This window comes from Dysgonomonas sp. 520 (assembly GCF_010501095.1).
Lineage (GTDB): Bacteria > Bacteroidota > Bacteroidia > Bacteroidales > Dysgonomonadaceae > QVMP01.
In genome coordinates this window covers 200,286-226,573 of sequence record NZ_QVMP01000001.1, presented here as the reverse complement: position 1 = coordinate 226,573, position 26,288 = coordinate 200,286, and the positions used below count along the sequence as shown (strand labels likewise).

Sequence of the window (26,288 nt, the reverse complement as noted above, 5' to 3'; positions counted from 1 at the left end):
AGCAAGAGGGTGGTGAAGTTTTATTTCGCCACCCTTGTTGTTTATTTATTCAATTCGGGATAAGATATCCGTGTATGATAGATTGTTATCAGTTTTTCAATAAATACTCCTTTGATTTTTTCTATATCCTTAAATGTCAGTGGGGTGTTTTTTAATAATCCCTCTTGCAACTGAAAGTCTATCAGCTTGTTCACCAATGAGGATATTGACTCTTCCGAATATTCGGGCAGGCTTCTGGACGCCGCTTCCACCGTGTCGGCCATCATCAGTATGGCTGTTTCCTTGCTGAATGGATTAGGACCGGGATAAGTGAATGCCGATTCGTCTATTTCCTCGTCCGGATGTTCATTTTTATATGAGTTGTAAAAGAAACGTGCTTTACCCTTGCCATGATGAGTAAGTATAAAGTCTATAATTTGCTGAGGCAGATTGTATGATTTGGCAATTTTCTCGCCTTCTTCCACATGACCTATTATAATTCTGGCACTTTCCAGATAAGACAGGTTTTTATGCGGACTTTGTCCCGGACTTTGATTTTCAGTGAAATATTCCGGGTTTTTCATTTTGCCCACGTCATGATACAATGCTCCTGTTCTGGCCAACGAAGCATTCGCACCTATTTTCACCGCTGCTGCTGCTGCCAGATTAGCCACCTGCATCGAGTGTTGAAATGTTCCGGGAGCAGTTTCCGATAGTTTCAGCAAAAGAGGTTTGTTGATATTCGACAGTTCCACCATGCTCACACCCGAGATGAAGCCAAAAACCTTTTCGCACATATATACCAACAGGTAAGAGAACATAACGAAAATGAAGTTGATGCCAAAATAGATAAACATCTTTCCGTTTTTCAGCAATACCTGAATATCCCTGTCTTGCCACAAAACAAAGCCTACGTATACTATTATATATCCTAATAGTATGAGGAAAGAACAACGAATCAACTGCGAACGTTCCGACAAATCCTTCAATCCGAAAATACAGATGAAGCCTATCGGGAATTGCAATAGGATAAACTCGACAGGGAAATCAACCATCAGCGAGCAGATGAGAATCGTCACGATGTGCGACATCATCGCTGTGCGCGAGTCGATGAAAGTACGTATCAGTATGGTCGGAATGGCAAAAGGAATGACATAGACACTTACCGATTTGTAGTCGGCGGCGATTCCGGTCAGCACACAAAAAGTTGTTATGGTTAACAACATAAATATGAGATTCTTCTTGTTGGCGTATTCACGAGGTCGAAAGAAGTACAAGTAGAGCATAAATGAGAACATGAATATCGAAACCATAATCACTTGCCCAATGGTCAGCCAGAGCTGCGACGACTCACTCAGCGAGCGTTCGCCACTGGCTTTCTCCAACGATTTCAGGATGCTGTATGTTCTGCTGTCCACAATCTCGCCCCTGTCGATGATTTTCTGCCCCGATTGAACCATTCCCTGCACCAACGATATTTGCTGCAAAGCATCTTCCATTACTTTCTGAGACATTTCGGCATCATAGATAATATTGCCGGAGAGGTAGTTGTTGAAATCTAAAGAACGCAATTCGAATGGGTTCATGACGGCGGGCATATCTTTCAGTATTTTCTGATACGCTTGCTTGGATGTATAGATGTCAGTCAATGATTGAACCTTCGCTATATTTTCGTTCTCGTCTCTCAGTTTAAAATGCTTTTGCCCGTTGGTATCTGTTATGCGGTCGTATTCTTCAATGGATATGATTCCCGTTTTGTATATTTCTTTCAGCTTTTTTACCACATAATTCACGTATTCGTCCGGAATTTCGTGTGTGTGGGCATCTTCTTGAAAATGCTTTATCGAGGCCGGTGCAATCGACTGGTTGTACTGGTAATATGGCTGAAATGCTGCGGTAACGCTGTCTCTTTCCTTTTTTATCTGATCGTCCGACTTACTGATGGGAAAATCGAAAGTGGCTTGTAACAAGCCATATCTCCAGGGTTTATTCTCTACAAATGAATAATTGAATTCACTTTCGTGCGGGGCAAATTTTAAGATTAAAAGTATTGCCAACACAAAAAAAACAAGTGGTGGGATATTTAAGCCTTTCTTTATATTAAATTTCTTCATAAAACCATATTTATAATACATAACCTTTCAGCCAAAGGAAAAGTTTATGCCCTGATTTTTATTCCGGTGAAAAACATTTAGTTTTTTGACGTAAAAATATAGACGGTTTCACAAATATAGTTATAAGTTACAAATGAGAAATTATTATTTCAGGATTATTAGGGTAACTCTGCCGATTATTGTGTTTTAATAGAAGCCGGGACTATTTCGTTGTGTTTTTCGTGTTAATGATACGATTTTCCACCCATTTGATACGATTTTCCATCATGAAAACTGCCTTTGAAACTACTTTTGTTTTGAAGACGATTCTTATAATATATCACGGATTAACATAAAAAATATCATTTTATAATAAAAGATATCCGGGAAATGAGAATTTCGAACTAAATTCATTTATCTGTAATTGTTATATCTTTTTCATCTTATTAAAACCAAATTGCCTTATGATGACACAATACCTTTGAAACTTCAGTATTCCATATTTATACAAAATGAAAGAATATCACAGGATTGTTCTTTCGATAGTTAACCACAAATACCTATTAAAAACATGAATTCGATTAGAATATTTTGTAAAGTATTTCTATTATTCATTTGTATAGGGATATCCGCCCAAACAAATGAAGATGCTTCTCTACAGCAAAAAACAATAACCGGGACAATAATAGACAACAACGGCGAGCCTGTTATCGGTGCAACGGTGCGTGTGAAAGATTCGAAAACCGGAACTGTAACCGACTTTGACGGAAAATACTCCATTAAGGCATCGCCTAAAGACAAACTTGTAGTGTCTTATTTAGGTTATAGCCAACAGGAAGTGGATGTGAAAAACAACACACAGATAGATATGACCTTGCAGGAAGACTCTAAAACTCTTGATGAGCTGGTTGTTATCGGTTATGGTTCGGTAAAGAAATCTAATCTTACAATAGCTACATCTAATATTACTTCGGAGGCTATTGAAGGACGTCCTGTAACTAACCTGAGCCAGTTGTTCAGCGGGCAACTTGCGGGTATTCAGGCTCAAACATCGAGTGGGCTTCCCGGCGAAGATATGCAAATTACGATAAGGGGAAACAATTCTCTGAACAGCAGCTCTACGCCTTTGTATGTGATTGACGGTGTCATCACTGAGTCGATGAACGATGTCAACCCAAGTGATGTTGCTTCTATCCAGATACTTAAAGATGCCGCCTCCACATCAATATATGGAGCTCGTGGGTCTAACGGTGTTGTATTGATTGAAACAAAACGGGCAAAAGAGGGTGTTACTACTGTAACATTCGACGCATCGTACGGTTTTCAGCAAGCTGACCGCCTGCCGGAAGTGATGAGTCCAAGAGAATGGTTTGCTTATAATATATGGATGATTAATGCACAGTACCTGAATAAGGGTGGAACAAACTCGATGTCGATACCGAATAAACTACGTCCCGAAGGCGACCGCATACCGGAGGCTTGGTTGTTGAACCCACAATCGGACACACCCGACTGGAGACTAAATCCGGATGTTCCTCAAACCGATTGGGTGGATGCCATATTGCGCACTGCTCCGATGCAGAACTATCAGCTTTCGATTGCCAGCACCGGTAAAATGGGAAGTATAAACCTTTCGGGGGGATATTTGAGTACGGATGGTATTGTTAAGAATACAGGTTTTCAACGTATCAATTTTCGCTTGAATGCAACATTGAATGTTACGGACAAACTGAAATTCGGAGGTAGCTTTGCTCCATCTTTCTCAAAACAGCAACGGGGCGAGTCGGAAGGTAAAGACAAAGTTATCTTGACCGCACTTCAATATCCGCCTCTGATGTCGATGGATAAAGGTACTGTTGAGCTGGGTTTTGACCCTGCCTATCCGAACAACGTAAACCCATACGAAAGGCTGAAGTCGGTGACGGACGATATGGATGTGAACCGTTTCAATACTTCTGTTTGGGGAGAGTATAAGTTTATTCCTCAATTGGTGTTCAAGTCTATCCTGAACTATAATTCAAGATCAACGACTTACGAATATTTCGTTCCTGAAAACGTGGTTGCGCCTAATGCCACAGGCGGACAGATATCGTCAGGTAGCGGTTATTCGGAAACTTATGATAACTGGGGGATTCAAAATGTTTTGACTTACGACAACACATTCTTGAAAAATCATAATGTCAACCTGATGCTAGGGCAAAGTGCCGACGAGATTAAAAGATATCGAGCCAATGTAGCTGCCTCCGGTTTTCCTTTAGAAAGTGTGCCAACATTAAATATGGGTACTATCCCCACCAATGCTTCTACCATTCGGTATACTGTTCGCACGTCCTCTTTCTTCGGCCGTTTGTCTTACGACTATGCCGGTAAATATTTGTTTACAGCTTCTTTCAGGTACGATGGATCATCAAGGTTTGGTTCAGGAAACAGATGGGCATTCTTCCCGTCATTCTCCGGTGGTTGGAAAATCAACGAAGAAAACTTCATGAAGAATATTAAGCAAATAAACTTATTGAAACTGAGAGCTTCGTGGGGTATGTCGGGGAACGACCAGATAGGATATAACGATTATCTTTCGACATTTGATGTAACCAACGCAGTGTATGGAAATACCGCTCAAGTTGGGATGTATCCTAAAAATCTGGCAAACCCCGATTTGAAGTGGGAGACAACTAAAGCTACTAACTTAGGTTTCGACCTGTCTTTGTTCAAGAACAGAGTGCAATTCAATTTCGACTATTATATCAACAAAACAGAAGACTTGCTTTTCAATCTGTCAGTTCCTGCAACAACAGGTTTCACAACCATGCGGACAAATACTGCTGCTGTTGAAAACAGAGGATGGGAAATTGACCTGACAACAAAAAATATTGATACAAAGAACTTTTCTTGGTCTACAACCCTCAACTTGTCTAAGACAAAGGATAAAGTTTTGGATATGGGAGATAACGACAACCTTATCACCGAGAAATGGTATTCTCACTACATCACGCGTGTAGGTGGCCCCATCAGCCAGTTCTATCTTCTTCGTACCGATGGTTTGTTGACAGAAAATGACTTCGGTGTAGGTCCTGACGGAAAATATGACAGAAATCAGCCTTTAGTGCCTGTTATGAACAATCAAATACCCGGAAACCTGAAGTTTGTAGACCAGAATGAAGATGGAAAAATTGATGAGAACGACCGTGTTCCTTACGGAAACAATACACCGGATTTGATATTCGGATTCACAAACCGTTTTTCTTATAAAAACTTCGATTTCAGTATATTCCTGCAAGGTCAGTTGGGTGGCGATGTATTTTATCTCGCATCACGGAATATTAATGCGGGAAGACGTTTCAACAACTCGCTTGTAGACTGGTTGCATTGCTATAAAGAAACTTACAGGGGAGGTGATCCTATACCTCACGAACTGGGTGTTGACATGTCTTGGGACGGAAAAACTCCGCTGCCTTACGGATTGGGAGCGAATGGCGTAAACGAAAATACAGTGACCGACCAACGTATTTATGACGCCACATATTTGAAGATAAAGAATATCTATTTAGGCTATACGCTGCCCGAGTCGGCATTGAAGAAACTGGGTATACGCAAACTGAAAGTCTATGGCACAATAGAAAACCTTTGCACTTTCACCGACTATGTTGGCAATCCTGATGTAAACAGCTACGAACCCAACAATCCGTTAGTCAGAGGGGTTGACTATTCAACCTATCCGCTTACAAGGACATATACAATTGGATTAAACTTAACCTTCTAAACAATCAAAGACGATGAAAACAATAAAAAAATCAATCATAATTCTCTGCTGTTTATTCGGATTGTATGCGTGTGACAGTTTTCTGGATGTTACTCCACCGTCGGAATATACGGACAAGAATTTCTATAAAACTCCTACCGATTTTAAAACGGCAATCACGGGAGTATACGCCCAATTGCAAAATATTTTCGGAAAAGGTAGTACAGGCTATATGAATGCCGTTATTTATCGTGGAGATGAAACACGCCAGAGTGCAAATGTAAACCGTTTCATAGACGGATCGACGGAAGCTGTCTGGAAAGATTCTTGGACTACTTTGTGGAACATTATATATCGTTGCAACAAGATACTGGATCGTATTGATGCCGTAGAATTTCCTAACAGCAAAGACAAAGAAAACATAAAAGGCGAGGCTTTGGCAATACGTGGCTATACATACTTGCAACTGGCTTGGTGCTGGGGTGGTATGCCAATTATTACAACCGAATTGTCTTTGGCAGAAACGCTTAAAGTACCTCGTTCAACACAGGAAGCTACTTATGCGCAAGCAGAATCGGACTTAAAAGATGCGTTTGAATTATTACCCGAAAACTGGGATGCCTCAAACATCGGGCGTGTTACTAAATATGCTGCTGCGGGAGTATTGGGCAGACTGTATATGTACACACACAATTACGAGCAGGCAGAAGTTTATCTGTCGGAAGTGATAGCTAAAGAAAATACGCTTTATGTTGTTGAAAAAAACTACGAAGATTGTTTCGACGATGCCAAAAACAATAGTAAAGAGCGAGTATGGGAAGTGCAATATCTGGGTGGTAATAGTACAAATCAGGCTTTGGGTATTTCGCAGCAATTCAGTTCTTGGTTTATTCCATCGTCATTGAATATCAGAAGTGATGGGCCTTTGATGAACGGAGTCACTTTCACCGGTGCTTCAAACTCGGTTAGGGTGTCACAAAGTCTTTCTGCCGATGGCGTTTACGAGGAAAACGATAAAAGACGGGCGGCGACTATCGTCAACGGTCTTAAGCTAGGAAACTCAAATCCCGATTATGAAGCCTATTTCTGCAAGAAATTCCTGAAAGCCACAGCGAACCCGCCGGCAGCAATTGATATGTGGAGTAATAACTTACCCATATTAAGATATACTGATGTGAAATTGATGTATGCCGAAGCATTGAACGAAATCAATTATGGCGCAAACATCACAACCAAGATATTGCCAATAATCAATGAGGTGAGAACAAAACACGGAGGATTACCAGAACTAACAAAAGACGATTTGCCAAATCAGGAAGCCGTATTTGAATATCTTGTCCGTGAGCGTTTTGTCGAGTTCTGCTTCGAAGGTCTTCGCTGGCCCGACCTGATTCGTTGGGGAAAAGCCAACAAGTCAATCAATCCGCAAAAAGCGATGGAAAAACACTTTGCCATTCCTGACGAAGGGTTTGATGCAACAACAGGCACGGCAATGTACAAGATGAAGCCTCATAATGTGCTTGCGCCGATTCCTTATTCCGAGATTGTGAGTTACAACAATAAGAGTATAATGTGGCAAAACGATGGTTATTAGTTGATTAATGAATTTACAGTTATGTTCTTTGTCATGCTGAACTGAGCGAAGCATCTATAAAATGCAGATCCTTCGTTTCACTCAGGATGACAATACGAAAACAAATACATAAATGACAATTATGAATAAAACAATAATAAAATTAGTGGCATTTACCATGTTGTTTCTTGCTGTATCGTGCGACAGCGACGATAACGATGGAAAATACAAGGGAGCTGTGGAACCGGGTGATTCTCATTTCAGCAGCGAACCTGTTTCGGACGGAACTCCGCTTGTTGCGGCCAATATTGATGTAACAAAACTGGGAGTTGTAACGGGCGATCCTGAAGATCCGGCAGAATTGGCGGCTCTGCGGGCAGAACGGAAAAAGATAATAGAGAAAGCCATCTCGGACATGGTTTTTGTTGATGGCGGTTCTTTCCTGATGGGTGCTACTGCCGAACAAGGTTCGGGTGTTCATCTATACGAACAAAATGTCCACAAAGTGACATTGAGCGATTATTATATCAGCAAATTTCAGGTGACCCAGGAGTTGTATCTTATAGTGATGGGTGGAACAAATCAGGGTAGCTTTAAAGAAGACGGAAACCTGAATATCCCTATCGACAATCGTCTTTTCTCCGAAATGGAAACATTTGTGGCTAAGTTGAATGAAATAACAGGACTTGAGTTTGCATTGCCTACCGAGGCTCAATGGGAGTTTGCTGCCCGTGGAGGACGCAAAAGAACCGGATTGAAATATGCGGGAAGCAATGACATTGAAGAAGTAGGTTACTATTGGGATAATTCTTCTCGCACAATGATGGTGGAGGGAGAATCGCAAACAAAACGTTGTCCTGAAAAAGTTGGAACTAAAAAGCCTAACGAACTGGGTCTTTACGATATGAGCGGAAATATGGCCGAGGCTTGCCAAGACTGGTATGCTCCGTATGAAACGACGGATCAGGTAGACCCTACGGGACCCGAATCTTTGCCCGAAGATGCTTTGCAGAAGAAAGTATGTCGTGGTGGTGGTTGGATCACTTTTGCAGACCCTTGTCGCATATCGGCTCGCAGTGCGTTTGTGACCACAGGTCGTTTCAACTATCTCGGATTCCGTTTGGTGCATCCAAAAACAAATTAATGTAGGGGTAGGCCTCTGGTCTGCCCGAAAAATCTTAGCGTCTTAGCGTTTATGTTTTCTAATTTAATTATCCTGTACATGAAAAATCAGATAATAAAAACCTGTTTTATTGTTTCATTCATATTTGCATCGCTTGTCTGCTCAAATGCTGCAAATTATGAACTGTCGCCCTCATCGAAAGTTGTCTTTGAGTGTAAGAATGTTATTCAGGTTGAAACATATTCATGGCCAACAACATTGGTGACTTATCCTGTGAAATTTGCAGGAAATATCACAGAGAAAGATTTGGTGTTGGTTAATACAACAACAGGAGCAAAGGAAATATTTCAATTGTCAAGAGTGAAAACAAGCGGAAACAACCTTGTTTCTGCTGATATCAGCTTTCTTGCAAAATTGCCAAAAGACGGAGAATATCGTTACGAATTATCTGTGCAAAAAGATGCTAACTTGCAATCCGAAAAAATAGCTGTTTCTGAAAATTCATCTTATTGGGAAATATCGGGAAGCAAGATCCAAGTTCGATTGCCTAAATCGGGTAACATTTCCGGTAATGATGCCCCTGCACCTGTTTTGGCTATCAATCAGGGCACTTCGTGGATAGGTAATAATAAGATCATTTCGCCCGAGAAGAAAGTCCTTTCCGTAACTTCCGAAACGAAAGAGCATGGCGCATTATTCATTGAACAGTCAATCATTTACAAATTTGAGGGTGGTGCGGAATATGTTGCCGATGTGAAATTGGTTAAAGATTATCCGTTCGTCATTCTTGATGAAACGATGAACAATCTGTCGGAAAGTGACGCTGTAAGAATGGAGATGGAATGGGACGGCTTCATCCCTACAAAACGTTTTGGCACTCAGTGGGACAGGAATCTGGAAAGTGAAGATGTTTGGTTGGATATAGACAAACCCGTTTACACAAGTTACAGTAAGGAAGACCCTCGCTGGACGGGGATGGGTTGGATAGAAGAACCCGAAAAACAAATGATTTTCCGCATATCTCCTTTCGGAGGAAATTCGGTGCGTGAGCAAACACCTGTGATGTCTTTTTGGGAAGAAACAGGGGAGCAACGGGAGCTAGGAATTTTTGTGTATGATAATAACCGATGGAACGATAAACAATATGGAATATGGCAGCCAACGCCTGCGCTTTCAGTTTATTTCAGATATACGGACGATAAACTGTACTTCACATATCCTTTGATTTCGGGTACCCGTTCAACTGCTCTTTCATTCTTTAAAGAAAAAGAGGGTAGGGGTAATGTTAATGAGTTCAATACGAAACTGGCGGCATTAGCCAATCGTGGCGGCAAACACAATCCGAAAGATTTGTATTATCGTTATTCTCAAATGTTGTTGATGCAATATGCATCCTTAAGTCTTGACAAGATAAAAGACTGGCAGTTAACTTATAGTGAAAAATCAAAAAGACCCGAAAATCCATTCAAAACCAGATCGGCAGGAAATAAAACCGATTTTCTGAAACAAATGTCTGTTTCGGCAATGGCATATTATCCGATGGGATTGAATTTCTATCCGGGCATACATTCTATCGAACACAGGATATTGTACGTAAATTATGTTGAAGATTATTTACGTTTTCATAAAGATTTGACTTCGGAACAAAGGCAGTCGGTCGAAGCATTGCTTATCCTTGGTGCTTATGTGAACATGTTGGAGGAAATGAATGCCATTCGTCATTCGCTTGCCGGAACTGCCAATATGGCTGCCGACGGCTGGGCGGTTCCTGCTCAGATAGCGTTTCTTTTCCCCGAACATCCGATGGCAAAGGAATGGGCAGATTATTTTGAGAAGCAATTGGAAATTAACGGATTGTTCTATACCCGTCCCGATGTGAACCTTTACGAAAGCAAAGGCGGACGCTGGGTAGAGAGCATGGGTATATATAACTGGGCTTTTCTGCGTCCTACATCACATTCCAACATTGCAGGGGAATTGTTCGACGGTAAAAATCGCTTTGCCTCTCCTTATATGGCGGCTCGCGGACGATGGATGCGTGATATGCTGACTGCACCTGTTGAGGATAGAGGAAGAGGATTTCCTCCTCACGGAGCGCATGGTGGAGGCTATCTTGTTCCTCGTTATCTGCTTATGTATCAGACTGCCGAATGGCTGAAAAACTACGATCCTATTCTTTCTGAAAATATATTCTGGACAGGGCAAGATGGTGAAGAAGTGGAGAAAAAGGCAACTGATACTGATTGGGAATCTGCATATAAAACCGTACACCCGAACCATTCAACAGGAACGAACCCGCATTTGAGAACCACAAAATATACCGGACATGGCATTGTGCTGCGTGCAGGGGTAGATACTCCCGAAGAATTGTCCATTCATCTGGAACAAGTAGATAAAGGACCTAACTATCGTTGGGGAAATCAAGCGGAAGGAAATAGCGGAGGATTGTATTTCTATGCTAAAGGAAAAGTATATACTGCGCATGAAAGCGAAATTGCAGGAGATCATATAGTTAACAATCTGGATGGACTGACAAACTTCGGCGTCATGAAAAACGGTGAATATCGTACCATCGGAATGAATGAGTTGAAAGCGCCTCTTTACGATTTTGGAGTTTCGCAGTTTGCAGAATTATTGTCCGACAATGGAAAAGATAAATATGTATGGCCTGACTATGTTTCAAGAAGCGTGATGCTTGCAGGTTCGGATTATTTCATCTTGTTCGACGAAGTGGGTACGAATTGGCGTGCTGCAGGGCGTTTCTCATGGTTCAACAAGAACGGGGAAGAATTTCCTAAAATCATGTTCCTTTCGCCTCCCGCCCGAAAAGATAGTTGGATGACAGTTCAAACGCCTAATTCACATGGTTTTTATCGGGACAACTTTGGCTCTGTGCTGACATTGGTAACTCACAAAAAAGACGAAGTAAACGTTGAGGGTGGAAAACTTCAAACCATTCCTTTGCTCAACAACACTGATGTAGCCGATTTCATTCGGAATAAAGAAAATACATTGCCTGCTGGCGTAGCAAAAATAAAGACTGCAAATAGTTCGGATATCGTTTTCCGAAATGGGAATAATATACATTACAAAGGAGAATCGGAAACCTTCAACGGTAAAGCGGGTTTGATTCGCCGCTTTCAGGATGGACGTCTCGAAATGTCTCTCTTCAAAGGCGAAAGCATCAGTGCCGATGGATTATCCGTAGCGCTCACACCTGAAAAAGAAGCTGCAATAGCTTTGTCAAGGAATAGTGTGAATGAAATATCAGGCAGATTGAAAACAAATGCTCATGTTTCTTTAAAAATTGAAGGATTGATTTCAGGCGGCAGATTGTATGCAAACGGGGTGGAATTGAAAATTCAAAGCAATAAAGGTGTAATAGAGACTAGATTTTCGGAAGGTGAATATTTCTTGGAATATACAACAGAAAAGCCAACGCCGATGGAAAGCCGCATTACTGATACAGAATACGAAAAAGATAGAGTGAAAATCTTTGTGGAAACTTCTAATCCTAGCGAATCGGTAAGGATGGAAATTTCTTATGATGGCGGAAAGACATGGAAAACAAAGGGTAATGTATCGAAAGGAATTTTCTATTTGAAGAAAGAAAATGTAGAGAAAGTGCATGTGAGAGCTGTTTCGGTAAACGGAAAGAAAGAAGCTGCGTTCGCACCTGAATATCCCGTTTATTTCACAAGTGATTTGCCTCATTATCCCGAAGGTTTATGGTTGAAACCGGATCAAAATAGAGTTCACTTAAATTGGGGCGAAATTTTGGGAACGCAAAAATACCGCCTTTACAGGAAGAAGACGGAAGACAAAGACTTCCAGCTTATCTACGAAGGAAAAGACAGGCAGTTCACAGACCGTAATGCCCAGAGAACGCAAAAGCCTTACGCCTTGCCGGGCAGTGTTGACAACCGCAATGCGGACAGAAGCAATCTGGTTGTATATGAATATGCGGTTACGGCTGTCAATGGAAACGGCGAAAGCATAAAAAGCCCTGTTGAAAATACCGACCCTGCATCATGGCGAAACTGGTATCCTGATACGGAACTGAAATTTAAGCGGCAATCGGCATTTTGGATGCCTCCTTATGTGTATCCGGTCATGGTTCCCGAAAAATATTATCCCGAAAAGAAGTGAATATTTAAACGCAAAGGGTGCAAAGATAGAAAGTTTTGTTTGTCATGCTGAGTGAAACGAAGCATCTAGAAAATAAACAGATTCTTCCCTATGGGTCAGAATGACAAAAACATTGGTAATTCAAATAACTAACTCTTTAAAAATATTATATGAAACTGAAAAAGAATAAATGGAACAAACTGCACATTGGAATAGCGGCATTGGCTTTAGCATTAGCTTCTTGTGGTGGCGGTGTGGAAAAAGACAGCTACGACTTGAGTAGTTTTCCCGAATATGCCGATCCTGTTGTGATAGGCAACAAATTGGCCGACCGTTTTCTGGAACAAGGACATTCCCAGTATGGAAGTCCGTTGCGCATAAACGAACCTCGTACACAGGTAACTTATCCCGATGTTTGTGCATGGTTGGGCGGATTTTGGTTTGCCAAAGCTACTCAAAATGATAGCTTGTTTAAAAGGCTTGAAGCCCGTTTCGATCCGTTGTTCACGACAGAAGCCTACTTGCAACCTGTTCCGAATCACGTTGATAATAACGTCTTTGGTGCATTGCCTCTCGAGCTTTATATGAAAACAAAAGAAGAAAAATACCGATCGCTGGGAATGATGTATGCCGACACTCAATGGCAAGTGTCCGATACGGCTACTGTTTCCGAAAAAGAATGGAGCGACAAGGGTTACTCGTGGCAAACACGCATCTGGCTAGACGATATGTTTATGATAACTGCTGTGCAGGCTCAGGCTTACAGAGTTACGAAAGACACTATGTACGTGAACCGTGCTGCACGGGAAATGACTGTCTATCTCGATTCTATTCAACTGGATAACGGTTTGTTCTATCATTCGCCCGAAGCTCACTTCTGTTGGGGTAGGGGCAATGGTTGGATGGCTGTGGGAATGGCAGAGTTGCTGCGTATTCTTCCTGAAGATAATCCTCAACGTCCCGAAATAATGGCTGCGTACAAAAAAATGATGGCTACCCTCAAAGACTGTCAGGACGAAAACGGCATGTGGAAGCAATTGGTAGACGATCCTACTTTGTGGGAAGAGACATCCGGCAGTGCAATGTTCACCTATGCCATGATAGTAGGTGTGAAAAAAGGTTGGCTTGACGAAAAAGAATACGGAAAAGTAGCACGAAAAGGCTGGTTGGCATTGGTGAAATTTATTGACGAAAAGGGAGACATAAAGAATGTTTGCGAGGGAACAAATATCGGCTTCACTACCGAATATTACAGGGATCGTTTGCCCCTTACGGGAGATATTCATGGTCAGGCTCCTATGCTTTGGTGTGCTTATGCTCTATTAACAAATGAATTATGAAAAAAATATCAGTCATACTGTCAGCTTTCATCTGCTTATGCAGTGGCATTATGCCGGCATTTGCTCAAAGGGAGATTGTAATCTCTAACAACAGCAAAAGCGAACGCATAGATGAGGCTTTCGTAATTAAGCGGTCACAATTTAAGGATGTTGAGCAAGCGATGCTTCCTGCCCTGAAAGATGATAAAGGTCAGTGGGTTGCATGTCAGGTTGACGATCTGGACGGAGATGGAAATTGGGACGAGTTGGCTTTTGTATATTCTTTAAAATCAGGCGAAACAGCCAGTTTGAACATAGAATGGGTTGATGCAAATGACTATCCTCAATTTATGCAGCGCACCAATGTTCGTTATGGAAAAATGACATCGCCGGGTAGGGTCGAAATTCTTCCGACAGATGTACATGGAAAATACAATCTCGCCCGTGGCGAAGGTTATCCATACCAAACGGATGGCCCGGCATGGGAGAATGACAAGATGGGATTCCGTCACTATATCGACGGGCGTAACGTTCGGGATGTATTCGGTAAAAGAACCCCGTTGATGGTCATGGATTCGGTCGGAATCAGGAAGGACGGTACTCCGGGAGATACTTATCACGAAATGAAATGGTGGGGAAGGGATATTATGAGCGGGGCACGTTCTGTTGGCCTTGGCGGAATAGCCTTGCAAACGCCCGATAGTTTGATCCGCTTAGGTGTTCCGATAGAGGAAGTTACGGACAATGTAGATTCAACTCGCTATACGGTTGTCGTTAATGGTCCCGTACGAAGTATTTTCAAACTGGACTTTTATGGTTGGGATATTTACGGGAGGAAAGTAGATGTTCATGAAACAATGACAATATGGGCAGGCAAATACGGATACGAAAATGTGATCACAACATCAGCCTTACCTGAAGGTGCAAATCTGGTGACGGGCATTGTAAACAATTTTAATGATATGCCCTATACTCAGGAAAAAACGGGTGAATACCAGATGATGACAACTCACGACAAACAAACCTATGACAAAGGTTGGTATATGGGCATGAGCCTGTTGATTGATCAGGACAATTGGGTAAACACCTTTGAAGCTCCAAAAACAGGGAACGGAATCACCACAACTTGGTGTGCCAACCTGAAACCCGATGCAAAAGGAGAATACCGGTTCAATTGTTACGCAGCCTGGGAATTGACGGACAACAGGTTTGCTGATAAGGATTTTTATCTGGATATGATACGGAAATATGCACAGGAATTGAGCAATAAAATCGTTCCTGTACTAAAATAAATCGATTACTTATAAATCTAGTTCTAATTAATAAAAACAAATGTTATGAAAATGAGATTATTTACTACATCTGTTCTTATGTGCGTAATGCTTTTCTCTACTCAGTCATTCGCACGGCGTGTATATGTTAAGTTGGCTTCCGATGCAACAGCATGGGCTCATGTTACGGCCAATTCTGAAAATGTTGTAATAACTCTGCCTTCGGGTTCAACCGATTTTGTTGGCAATGTTTTGAGCACATTACAAAAAGGCGATGAAGTTTGGGTGGCAAAAGGTGAATATACCAATACAGGCAAACTTGCCCTTCAGGATGATGATGTCAATGGTTATGTATACGGAGGCATTACTCTGTATGGAGGTTTTGCAGGTACGGAAACAGACCCGTCGCAACGGGCATTGAGTGATAAAGACGGAAACGGATTGGTTGAAGCATGGGAGTTTGTGAACGAAACAAACTTCAAGGGTGCGGGAAACAGTGCCGATAAAGCATCTAAATTTCAGATGATTCATTTAGGTCAGGGTTCAATATTGGATGGTGTTACTGTTTCCGATAACTACTATACAGGAAGCAATCAGGCTTCAGGTGGTGTGGTGGCAGCTACTGCAACTATTCGTAATTGCATCGTTCGCGACCTGACAGTAGAGGGCAAAGGAACTGTGAACGGTGGTGGACTATATGTTACGGGCGGACACGTGGAAAGCTGTTTGTTTGAATCATGTACCAACATTGCATCTGCTGCCATAGCTTGTTATGGCGGAGCGCTTCTTATTTATGGTATCGCCGATAATGTTTCGGGAACACCTACGGGATATATCAAAAATTCAGTGATACGTAATTGTAAAGCAGGTCAGGATAATAATGTAGGCCGTGGTGGAGCAATCTTCGGGAAAAGCGGCGTAATTGTTGAAAATTGTGTGATTTACAACAACTCGGTAGCCTTTACAAATACTGCCAGCAGTGGTGCTGCATTTTATTTTCATGGAGTGGGTGATGCAAACCTACATGTGAACAGAATAATCGGCTGTACTGTGGTTAACAATTGTAGTCCATATTGTACAATTTCTGAATCTGAATTTATTGAAGTATACAATACTGTTTTCTGGGGTAACTCTTCTGCCGACTATCCTGCAATTGACGGGACAAGCTACAATGCTAATATCCGTATGAAAGCAAATGCGAGTTTGTCTAATGCTTATCCTTTCCTCGATGGCATAGCTCATAATGGAACAATATTAAATTCCGATATTATCAGGAATGCTTCGTTCAGTCCTGTGCTTTTGGGTGGTGCATTGAACGACCTTACAGGTAATCAGGCTCCTAAATTCAAAAATGCGACTGAGTTTCAAGGTGTAGCCTTGGGTGCATCAGATTTGGACGAAATAAGAAAAGCTAACTGGACTTTAGTGGCAGAATCTCCAATGATTGATGCAGGAGTGAATGCTCCTTCAAATGCCAACTCCGGAATAAGTGAGGCTTCGCTTGCCGCTTCATTCTCCGGCGTAGATGCTCTTGGATTGGCTCGCAATGTTGGTAAATTCGATATTGGTGCTTATGAGTTTGGCGCAACATCCGGCATTGCAAATGAGGCAAATGACGCCCTTTTCAGAATGTATGTGATAGGTGGCGTTCTGACTGTTGACGGATTGGAGGAAGTTTCTACAATCGAAGTTTACGGTTTGAATGGAACATTGGTTTCGTCTGCAACAGTAAATGCTTCATCTGCAACACTTCCTCTATACAATAAAGGGGTATATGTGGTGTCGGTGAAAAGCAACAATCAGAAATATAGCCAAAAGGTTGTATTTTAAAGTAAGTATATAGGATTGAATACATTAAGCGTTCTTTTATTTTATACATTTTTCTTCTTCAACTTTTTGGTGTCAAAAAGTTGCAAAAAACAGTGCTTCGTTCCTCGCCGACCTGACAGGAGCGGCTTGTTGACTAAACTAAATAAACTCGCCCTTGGCTCAAACAGAATTTAGTTTTACGTCAACTTCACCGGTCAGGTGCCCGGCTGCGTTACTGAGGCACATCCTGCTTACGCCCGTCAGGCGAAACGGCATCTGCTTCGCAGGCGGGAACACGTTAAGCGAAGCAAGGCGCTAAAATTGAAAGTTGTTTGAGCATCGTAGATGCGAGTTATTTTCAATTTAGCCTGCAAGCTTGTAACGGGTCGCCGAGAAGCTAAGCCTTGACTTTTTGGTTCGTTTTGGGTCAAGCCAAAATGAACATTTCAAGTAGCGAGAGCAGAGCCAAGTTTACTTAGGCTATGCCGAGTCACGAGAAATGACTAATGCAATTGAACGAAGGCAAGTCTCTGCAAGAGACGCGGTAGTAGAATGTATAAAATAAAAGAACGTTCAATAAAATATACTATTCGCTAGTCGATTAAAACATTATAAAACATTATAAAACAATTGTCATGTTGAAAAAAATATTCTCTTTCTGTATCTTGTTTTCCTGCATTTTTGCAGGGCAGAGCATACAAGCTCAGAATTATACGCTTACGGGAAATACATTCGAGGAACGGTGCGAATCGATGATTAACTGCATGGTGAACGATATTGAGCCTTATACCGGAAATGTAAACATAAAATATACAGCTCCGTTCTATTGGGCACGAATCTATAAAGGTGTGGACTCGGAACGTGCCATTTCTCAACTGGAAACTTTGTATGATGCTGTCATCGCAAACCCATCTTCTGTTACAGGGTCGGATATAGAATTTTTTGCACACATGACAATTCATGGCTATTTTCTTTGCAAAGACCAAATCCCTGCAACTTTGAAGCTGCGTGTAAAAACATTCCTGAAGCAAATAAATTTTAATACCAATGGTAGCACGGCAACATTGAATCTGGATATGATGCGCTATACGGCAGGACTTCTTGCTGCACAAGAATGGTCGGATTTTACAGACCTGAAGGGTAAAAACGCAACCCAGATCACAGCATACAACCGTTCTCGTATCATCAATACGTTGAACAATATATATCATAACAATTGCAAGGAAATGGATGCCTTTGTATACCTCCCTACCAATACGATGTATATCCGTATGTTGGCTGAATTTTCAACAGATGAGGAGATACAGCAAAAGGCGTATGTTGTTTACCAGCAGATAATAGCTGCTATGGTGGGAGCATGGAATCAAGGTCTGTATATCGCTAATCCTCCCCGTTCGAAAGGCTGGGCGCAACTTGTGGCCGGGCAATTAGGCACAAACTCGCGCATAACAGCTTTGGCTTGGTTGTTTTTCGGAAATCCGACAAATACAATACAGATGCTCAATCAGTATGTGTCTGATTCGGACAATTATGCGGTTTTCTGCTTCTGGTCGGCTTATAAAAGGAACATAAAGCCTTTGCAGGCAATTCTGGATGCTGAAAAGAGAAAAACTTTCCCTTACGAATATATAAGTTATATTGACGATAAAACAGTCAATGCAAGTAACAATATTGTTCAAAACTGGAAGAACTACAAATATACATATCAGAGCAAAAATTATGGATTGGCAACACAAACGGAAATCCCTTACAACCTGAGTGCAGCTCTCAGCCGATACACATACAAAGAAACAAAACGTACCTATCTGGCTTGGCAAAGCGACGAAACCAGCCAATGCTTTTTCACTGTATGTCAGGACAATCCTGAACGGCCAACCGACGCCGTGAATGCTAATGCTGCGGGATATGGCGAGAATCCGTTTCATCGGGTTTTGCAATACAAAGGTGCGGCAATCGGGGTTACGAACGTACCCACTACCTATCTCGAAGGAAAGCGTTATCAGCTTTATGTGCCTTTCTCCAGGGTAGGGATCAAATTGAAAGTTGAATCCGACAATTGGGTTTTCTGTCATACCGGTTCCATGATGTTCGCTTTCAGAACGATAGAGCCGTTCTCCATGATGACGCGCTCTCCCTACAATGTAGCCAATTGCGATGTGCTGATGTTTACAGACCAGACCACCCGCAAAGGTTCGTGGATTTTGCAAACGACAGAGATCACCGACGACCTGAAAGGCGCAACACTGGAAGAAGAAATAAACAAATTCAAAACGAAGTTGCTTGCCAACTCGTCATTCGATACCGTAAATTACGATACAGACACTCCTCAATTACGTTATACATCAATGGATGGAGATGTACTTGACCTTACATTCTTTGCTCCGACATTGGCATATAGCGATCAGTACAAGATAAACGGAAAGGTTCAGACTCTTGGTGATGGAAGTTTGTATAATTCGCCATACACAAAGCAAACGGACAAATCGGATGATGTTTACATTTACAATACGGACGGAGAACCAACTATATTGAATTGGAAAGATCCTGTGCCTTCTTCCTCCATTGCTGAAAATATCTCGGACAATAAAGGAGTAATAAGCTGCTATACATCAGGTGGAATGTTATATGTAAACAATATTCCGGCAGATGGTTTGGCCGAAATAAACATCTACGATGGAACAGGCAGTTTGGTCAAAAAAAAACGAATCGAAATAACAAACAATCAAGCATCAATGGATGTCGGCAATCTTACTAAAAGTTTTTTTTTAGTTCATGTCAAATCTGACAGAAATAGCTGGATTGCAAAACATCTTATAACAGTGAACAGATAGCGGTTGTCAGTTAACAGTTATCAGCAATAGATTTAAAACTCAAAACTCAAAACTTAAAACTCAAAACTTAAAACTCAAAACTTATAACTTATAACTTAAAACTCAATCCATTTTAGCAAGCACGGAAAAGAGAAAATGTGCTTGTCTGAGGGTTCTAACGCCCTGTTTGAAACGACAGAAAACTAAATAAACCTTACTAATAACTTAAAAATCAATGATTATGAAAAAGAAATTGTTTACCATAGCAATTCTGATTTGTGCGATTCTTTACCCGACACAATCGTATGCCCGTCGTGTATATGTGAAACTTGCGGATGATGCCGTAGCATGGACTTCTGTAACGGAAGATGCGGAAAATGTAGTGATAACCCTGCCTTCGGGTTCAACCGATTTTGTTGTCAATGTTTTGAATACATTACAAAAAGGCGATGAAGTATGGGTTGCAAAAGGTGTATACAAAAATACAGGGAAACTGGCTATTGAAAATATTACTTTGTGTGGAGGTTTTGAAGGAACGGAAACTAGCCTGACGGAACGGGCAATAGCCGATAACGATGGCAATGGTTTGACGGAAGCGTGGGAGTTTGTGAACGAAACTAATTTTTGCGGTGCTGGAAATGATTCTTCAGAGCCATCTTCTTTTCAGATGATACACCTTACGGGTACTTCCGTTCTGGACGGGATTACTATTTCTGATAATTACTACAAAGGTAATCAGGCATCAGGAGGTATTGTAGCAACAGGAACAACGATCCGTAATTGCATTATCCGTGACCTTACAGCCGAAGGGTCTGGAACTGTTAATGGAGGTGGCCTTTATGTAACAGGCGGACATGTTGAAAGCTGTTTGTTCGAAAACTGTACCTCAATAGCTAGCAATACCATTGCTTGTTATGGAGGAGCACTTCATATTTATGGTTTCATTGATAGCACGCCGGGAACCCCAACGGGATATATCAAAAATTCAATGATTCGCAATTGCCGTGCCGGACAGGGTTCTAATAATGGGCGTGGGGCAGGTATTTTTGGTAAAGGAGGTGTTATAATTGAAAACTGTATCATTTATAATAATACTTCTACTACAAGTGGTGCTGCATTTTACTTTAATGGCAATGGAGACGGAAACACTCATGTGAACAGAATTATCGGAAGCACTTTGGTTAATAATCATAGCCAATATAGTTCTTTCCCCGAATGTGAATATTTTGAGATATACAATACCGTAATATGGGGAAACGCATCTGCTAATCCTCCTGTAAGCAGTAGCTACAACAGCAATATTCGCCTGAAAGCTAAAAATACGGCTATAACGGCTTATCCTTATATCGACGGTTTTGCTCATAATGGAAAGATACAAAACGACGCTGCTATTATGAATACATTTTCGCCCATAAAACTTGCGGGAGCATTGAACGATAGTCCGCCGGTAGAAGCAGTAAATCCTGAATTTAAAAGTCCTACCGGATTTATCGGTATTGCTTCCTCTGCTGCTGAATTGGAGTCGATAAGAAAAGCCAACTGGACTTTGTTGGAAACTTCTCCTTTGGTTGATGCAGGAGTTAGCAGCCCAACCAATACGATGACGGGAGTAGGTGTAGCGTCTCTTGCTGCTTCGTTTTCGGGCGTGGATATTATGGGAAATATACGCAATAGCGGAGGCTTTGATATAGGTGCTTATGAATATACGAAAGTGTCTACGGGAATCGAAAAAGAGACGGCTCTTTCTTATACAATATTCGTAAATAATGGAACACTGAATATACAGGGATTGCAAGAAGCTACTAAGGTTGATATTTATACAATCAACGGAGCCTTGGTTTCATCCGCTAACGTGAGCGAATCAACAGTTTCTTTCCCTTTAGCAGCTAAAGGAGTGTACGTAGTAACATTGAAAAACAACAATAAGGCGCATAGCCAAAAAGTTGTTTTCTAAATTCATTTTTTCATAGATGAGAGTGTTTCATGAGTAGCAAACTTGTCATTCTGAACGAAGTGAAGAATCCGTTGCTTGTTAAAAATCAAAATCATATAGATCCTTCGTTCTACTCAGGATGACAAAAAATAGCTTTTGAGACACTCTTATTGTTAATTAACAGAGGTGTTTAACTAAAAAAAAGCTGATTATACGTAAGTCTTATTTCTAATCAAGTCTTTAAATGGTATATTTGTGTATAAACAACCGGAACTAATAACTTGATAAAACCCGACAGCCGTATAATTAGGATGAGATACAAGGTGTTTGCTATAATCTTATTCATCTTCGCCGAATTGTGGTCGGTGACGCCCTATAAAACTTATACGGTGGCTGACGGTTTGTCTAATAGTTCGATAAAGGCTATTTGTCAAGATTCTCTTGGCTATGTTTGGTGCGGAACAAAAAACGGACTTATCCGTTTTGACGGGTACGAGTTCAGGACGTATAACTACAACGTTGAGAAAGAAGATGTTGTGTATAGTAATGATATTACGTGCCTGACGAAAGATAGTAGCGGGCTAATCTGGATAGGAACTTTTAACTGGATCATCCAATTTGACCCTTATACGGAAAAGTTTGTCGAACTAGACCTGAAATACTCGAATGGAGAACTGCCCAAGGGCGTGGTTACCAACATCTGGATAGATAAAAAAAACAAGGTGTGGATTTCTTCAAAAACAGGATTGTATGTGATTGAAGAAAAAGAGGTGAAAGCAATAGAATCACTGAAAGGTGCTTATATCAATAGCATGGCATTCTACGATGCCGAAAATCTTCTGTTGGAGGTGATGAATAAAGGGGTTGCCTTGTTCAATACGAAAACCAACAAACTGCAATATCTGGACGAAAGCAAGGTTGCCGGACGTCCTATGATCTACAAAATATTTCGCGACAGTAAGGGCAAAGTGTGGATGGGGGCCGATAGTAATAACATATTCACATACGAACCCTCAGATCAATCACTTGTTCCCATAAAAATACAAATGCCGGAAGATGTGAAATTCGATAACGACCAGATACACGATATTCTGGAATACAACGATTCCATTCTCATTCTAGGTACAGATAACGGCTTGCTTGGCATTGACCCGCAAACGCATACCTATCGGCGGAATATATCTTCCATGCTTCAGACCAACCTGTTGTTGCACAACCGGATAATGAGCCTGTACAAAGACAATCAAGGCGCATTGTGGGTTGGAACTTTTAACAAGGGAATGAAATACTGCAACCCCAACAGGTATTATTTCAATTTTTACGATTTGGATGCAGATAAAAATCAGCCTGCCGGTGTTGTCGGCAATCTGGTGGAGGAAAACGGTACATTATGGATCGGGCACGAAAGAGGCATCTGCCTGAAGGATATGAAGACCGGAAAACTCAGCCACTTTGATTTGGAATCGAAACTGGCAGGACAAAATACAAAATTTGAACTTTTCTTCATTTATAAAGATGTACCCCATCTCCTTTATTTATATCTTTTGAACAGAGGTATTTATACGTTTGATCTAAACACCAGGCAGATAGGCAGGCAAATCAACATTCCGCCCGCTTCTCAGGTGAGGAGTATGGCTAAAGATATGAATGGTAATATCTGGATTGCGGAAGAAGAATTATCTGTTTATAACCCTCAGACAGGCGAGGTAAACAGTAATCTTTCTACCAACTTCAACAATATCACCAGTTTTATGATGGCTCAGGATGTCTTGATGAGGCATAACGGGAATATGCTCGTAGGCACACGTACCGGTGGCGTGTGGGAATACGAATATGATGAACAACACAGAAATAAATACCTGAATGCCACGAGGTTGAATTTTGAACAGTTGAAAGATAAAAACGTAAATGTGTTGTTCGAAGACAGTAAGAATAATATTTGGATAGGTACTTATGGTTCCGGCTTGTTCCGATGTGATCTTGATAAGAAAGAATGTTCTCTGTTCGACGTGAATAACGGGTTGGCTCATAATTCAATTTGTGGAATTCTTGAAGACGAAACAAACGGAGATATCTGGGTTGCGACTCTTAATGGAGTTTCTAAAATCAGCGAGCAAAATGGTAGAATAATAAATTATACAGGAAAAATGGGATTTCCATTGGCGGAAGTTTCACGAAAAGCATTTATAAAAGGCTCCGACGGACTTTTTTATGTGGGAGGAAGTAACGGCTTGACTTCTTTCGATCCCAATTCGTTCCGAAATGGAGTTTCTAATCCTCCGGCAGTCAGAGTTTCGCTGGTGCAATCACTGAACACGAAAGACGACACAAAGGTGTTGCGTTACGACAATTTTGAGGATTTGAAGAAAGTGGAGTTTCCGTTCAATCATTCTTCTATTTTTATTCAGTTCTCAGCCTTGAATTATTTTTTTCCAAGGGGAACTCAGTATGCCTACAAACTGGAAGGTTTTGAAGATGAATGGAAGTATACGGAACGAAACGATGTTGTCTATTCAAATTTGCCGGAAGGGGAATATGTTTTCTGCATCAAATCGTGCGACAGCGATGGTGTGTGGCATGACGAGATGTCTACAATAAAAATCACTATACATCCCCCAATCTGGCGCACTACCTGGGCAAAGATTTTGTATGTCTTGGCTTTCTTGGGATTGCTGTATTTTATTATCCAATATTTCAACAACAAAAAAACATCAAAATACAGGCAGGAGATAGACCGAATAGAGAAAGATAATATTGAAAAATACTATCAGATGAAATTGGATTTCTTCACTAAGTTTTCTCACGAATTGCGAACGCCACTCACTCTGATAACCGGTCCGGTAGAGGATTTGCTAAAAGACAATTCTTTGCCAAACAAACTGTTATACCCTGCCCGGTTGATATATAAAAACACAAACAAGCTATTGCTTCTTGTGAATCAGTTGATGGATTTCAGGAAAATGGAGCATGGCGCAATGTCCTTGAAAGTGCAACAGGTAGATATTGACATATTTTTGTCGGATCAGATAGAAAACTTTAACGAGCTGGCGAGGAAAAAAGGCATTAGTTTGGCGTATATGAACCAATATTGGGAAAAAGATATCTGGTTTGATGCCGAACTAATGGAAAAAGTGATTTTCAATTTACTGTCCAATGCCATCAAACATACGAATAAGGACGGTGAGATAGTCATTACCTCGAAGAAAAAAGACGGCAACCTTATTATGTCGGTTCGTGACAATGGGGAAGGCATTGCCAAAGAAAACCTCGAACTGATTTTCAACCCTTTCTATCAGGTGCATCAGGGCAATCGTTCGGGTATGTTTGGTTCGGGTATTGGTTTGAACCTTGCCAAATATATCGTAACCCTTCACAATGGACGCATTTGGGTGGAAAGTACATTGGGTGATGGCTCTGAATTTTTTGTTGAATTGCCTTTAGGTAAAGATCATTTCGAACCGTCTCATACCGAGATTATCGCAACTAACAGGGACGACCGCAACCGTGTGCTTGAAAAGAACAGCATATCGCCAATTGAAATAGAAAAGCAGGATGAAGAAAAAAGTGATATCGACAATAAGCCTTTAGTCCTGGTTATTGAAGATGACGACGATTTGCGTTACTACATAACATCCCAACTTTCGGATCAGTATTCTATTATAGAAGCCGCCGACGGGAAAGAAGCACTTGCCGTTGCAACGGATAAATTGCCGGATTTGATTATAAGTGACATTCAAATGCCTGTGATGGATGGTATAGAATTCTGTAAGCTGGTGAAAGATGATTTACGCACAGCGCACATACCTGTAATCTTGCTGACGGCAAGAATCATGAGCGAACACATTCAGGAGGGATATGAGGCTTTGGCCGACGATTATATACTGAAACCGTTTGACGCGAATCTGTTGAAGGTTCGTGTCAGAAATCTGATAAACAACCGTATTCAGTTGCGGAAGCTATTCAGCAGTCAATTGTCTTCGCCCGAAGTTCCGTCGGCGGAGTTGACCACGAACGATTCTTTCTTGGAAAAACTATTCGAAATAGTGAGGAATCGTATTGAAGACCCCGAACTTTCTATCAACGATTTGTCTGAGGAATTGGGAGTCAGCCGTGCGCAGTTTTTCCGTAAAATAAAAGCGATATCAGACGTGTCGCCCAATAAGATAATACAAAATATCAGGATGAAAATGGCTGCCGATTTCCTCAAAACAAAGCAGTTTACGGTGGCGGAAGTTGCCTATAAAGTCGGATTTTCCGATCCTGCCTATTTCAGCAAAACATTTAAGAGTGTTTTTAATATCACCCCAACGGATTTTATAAAAGAGAAAAATACAATCTGAACCCGTGGTGCATTTAGGCCTTTGATATAAACTCATTTATTATAAGATTCATATTGGTTTTGTCATCCTGAACGAAGTGAAAAATCTGAGTGTTTTCAATTCAGATCCTTCGTTTTACTCAGAGGGTGTCCCAAAAGTAAATTTCAATGTCTTTTTGTCATCCTGAACAAA

At 41.2% G+C, this 26,288-nt stretch carries 11 protein-coding genes; 10 read left to right on the top strand and 1 reads right to left on the bottom strand.

Annotation, left to right across the window (positions count from 1 at the left end):
* Positions 1 to 41: 41 nt before the first annotated feature.
* Complete coding sequence (locus tag D0T56_RS00920) at positions 42 to 2,093, bottom strand: HD family phosphohydrolase (protein WP_163318264.1); 2,052 nt, start codon at positions 2,091 to 2,093, stop codon at positions 42 to 44.
* A 550-nt stretch (positions 2,094 to 2,643) separates the two neighbouring features.
* Between D0T56_RS00920 and D0T56_RS00915 the strand changes: the two genes are divergently transcribed.
* The 10 genes from D0T56_RS00915 to D0T56_RS00870 all read left to right on the top strand — a co-directional run bounded on the left by D0T56_RS00915 (position 2,644) and on the right by D0T56_RS00870 (position 26,117).
* A complete protein-coding gene (locus D0T56_RS00915) occupies positions 2,644 to 5,832 on the top strand; it encodes a TonB-dependent receptor (protein ID WP_163318263.1) in 3,189 nt (1,062 codons plus the stop codon).
* 13 nt (positions 5,833 to 5,845) lie between these two features.
* Positions 5,846 to 7,405: a RagB/SusD family nutrient uptake outer membrane protein gene (locus tag D0T56_RS00910; protein ID WP_163318262.1), complete on the top strand. Its 1,560-nt coding sequence runs from the start codon at positions 5,846 to 5,848 to the stop codon at positions 7,403 to 7,405.
* A gap of 121 nt (positions 7,406 to 7,526) precedes the next feature.
* Positions 7,527 to 8,528, top strand: coding sequence for an SUMF1/EgtB/PvdO family nonheme iron enzyme (locus D0T56_RS00905; protein WP_163318261.1), 1,002 nt, complete (start codon positions 7,527 to 7,529; stop codon positions 8,526 to 8,528).
* A 78-nt stretch (positions 8,529 to 8,606) separates the two neighbouring features.
* Positions 8,607 to 12,656, top strand: coding sequence for a hypothetical protein (locus D0T56_RS00900; protein ID WP_163318260.1), 4,050 nt, complete (start codon positions 8,607 to 8,609; stop codon positions 12,654 to 12,656).
* A 149-nt stretch (positions 12,657 to 12,805) separates the two neighbouring features.
* Complete coding sequence (locus tag D0T56_RS00895; RefSeq protein WP_163318259.1) at positions 12,806 to 13,975, top strand: glycoside hydrolase family 105 protein; 1,170 nt, start codon at positions 12,806 to 12,808, stop codon at positions 13,973 to 13,975.
* Entirely contained in the window at positions 13,972 to 15,246 is a 1,275-nt protein-coding gene (locus D0T56_RS00890) for a DUF4861 domain-containing protein (protein WP_163318258.1), read from the top strand. The genes D0T56_RS00895 and D0T56_RS00890 overlap by 4 nt, the downstream gene beginning before the upstream one ends.
* A gap of 45 nt (positions 15,247 to 15,291) precedes the next feature.
* On the top strand, positions 15,292 to 17,055 hold the full coding sequence (locus D0T56_RS00885) for a T9SS type A sorting domain-containing protein (RefSeq protein WP_163318257.1): 1,764 nt from the start codon (positions 15,292 to 15,294) through the stop codon (positions 17,053 to 17,055).
* A 614-nt stretch (positions 17,056 to 17,669) separates the two neighbouring features.
* Positions 17,670 to 19,865 carry a T9SS C-terminal target domain-containing protein gene (locus D0T56_RS00880; protein WP_163318256.1) on the top strand — a complete coding sequence of 732 codons (2,196 nt, stop codon included), beginning with the start codon at positions 17,670 to 17,672 and terminating at the stop codon, positions 19,863 to 19,865.
* Positions 19,866 to 20,085: 220 nt separating this feature from the next.
* Positions 20,086 to 21,798: a T9SS type A sorting domain-containing protein gene (locus tag D0T56_RS00875; RefSeq protein WP_163318255.1), complete on the top strand. Its 1,713-nt coding sequence runs from the start codon at positions 20,086 to 20,088 to the stop codon at positions 21,796 to 21,798.
* 290 nt (positions 21,799 to 22,088) lie between these two features.
* Positions 22,089 to 26,117: a two-component regulator propeller domain-containing protein gene (locus tag D0T56_RS00870; RefSeq protein ID WP_163318254.1), complete on the top strand. Its 4,029-nt coding sequence runs from the start codon at positions 22,089 to 22,091 to the stop codon at positions 26,115 to 26,117.
* Positions 26,118 to 26,288: the final 171 nt, after the last annotated feature.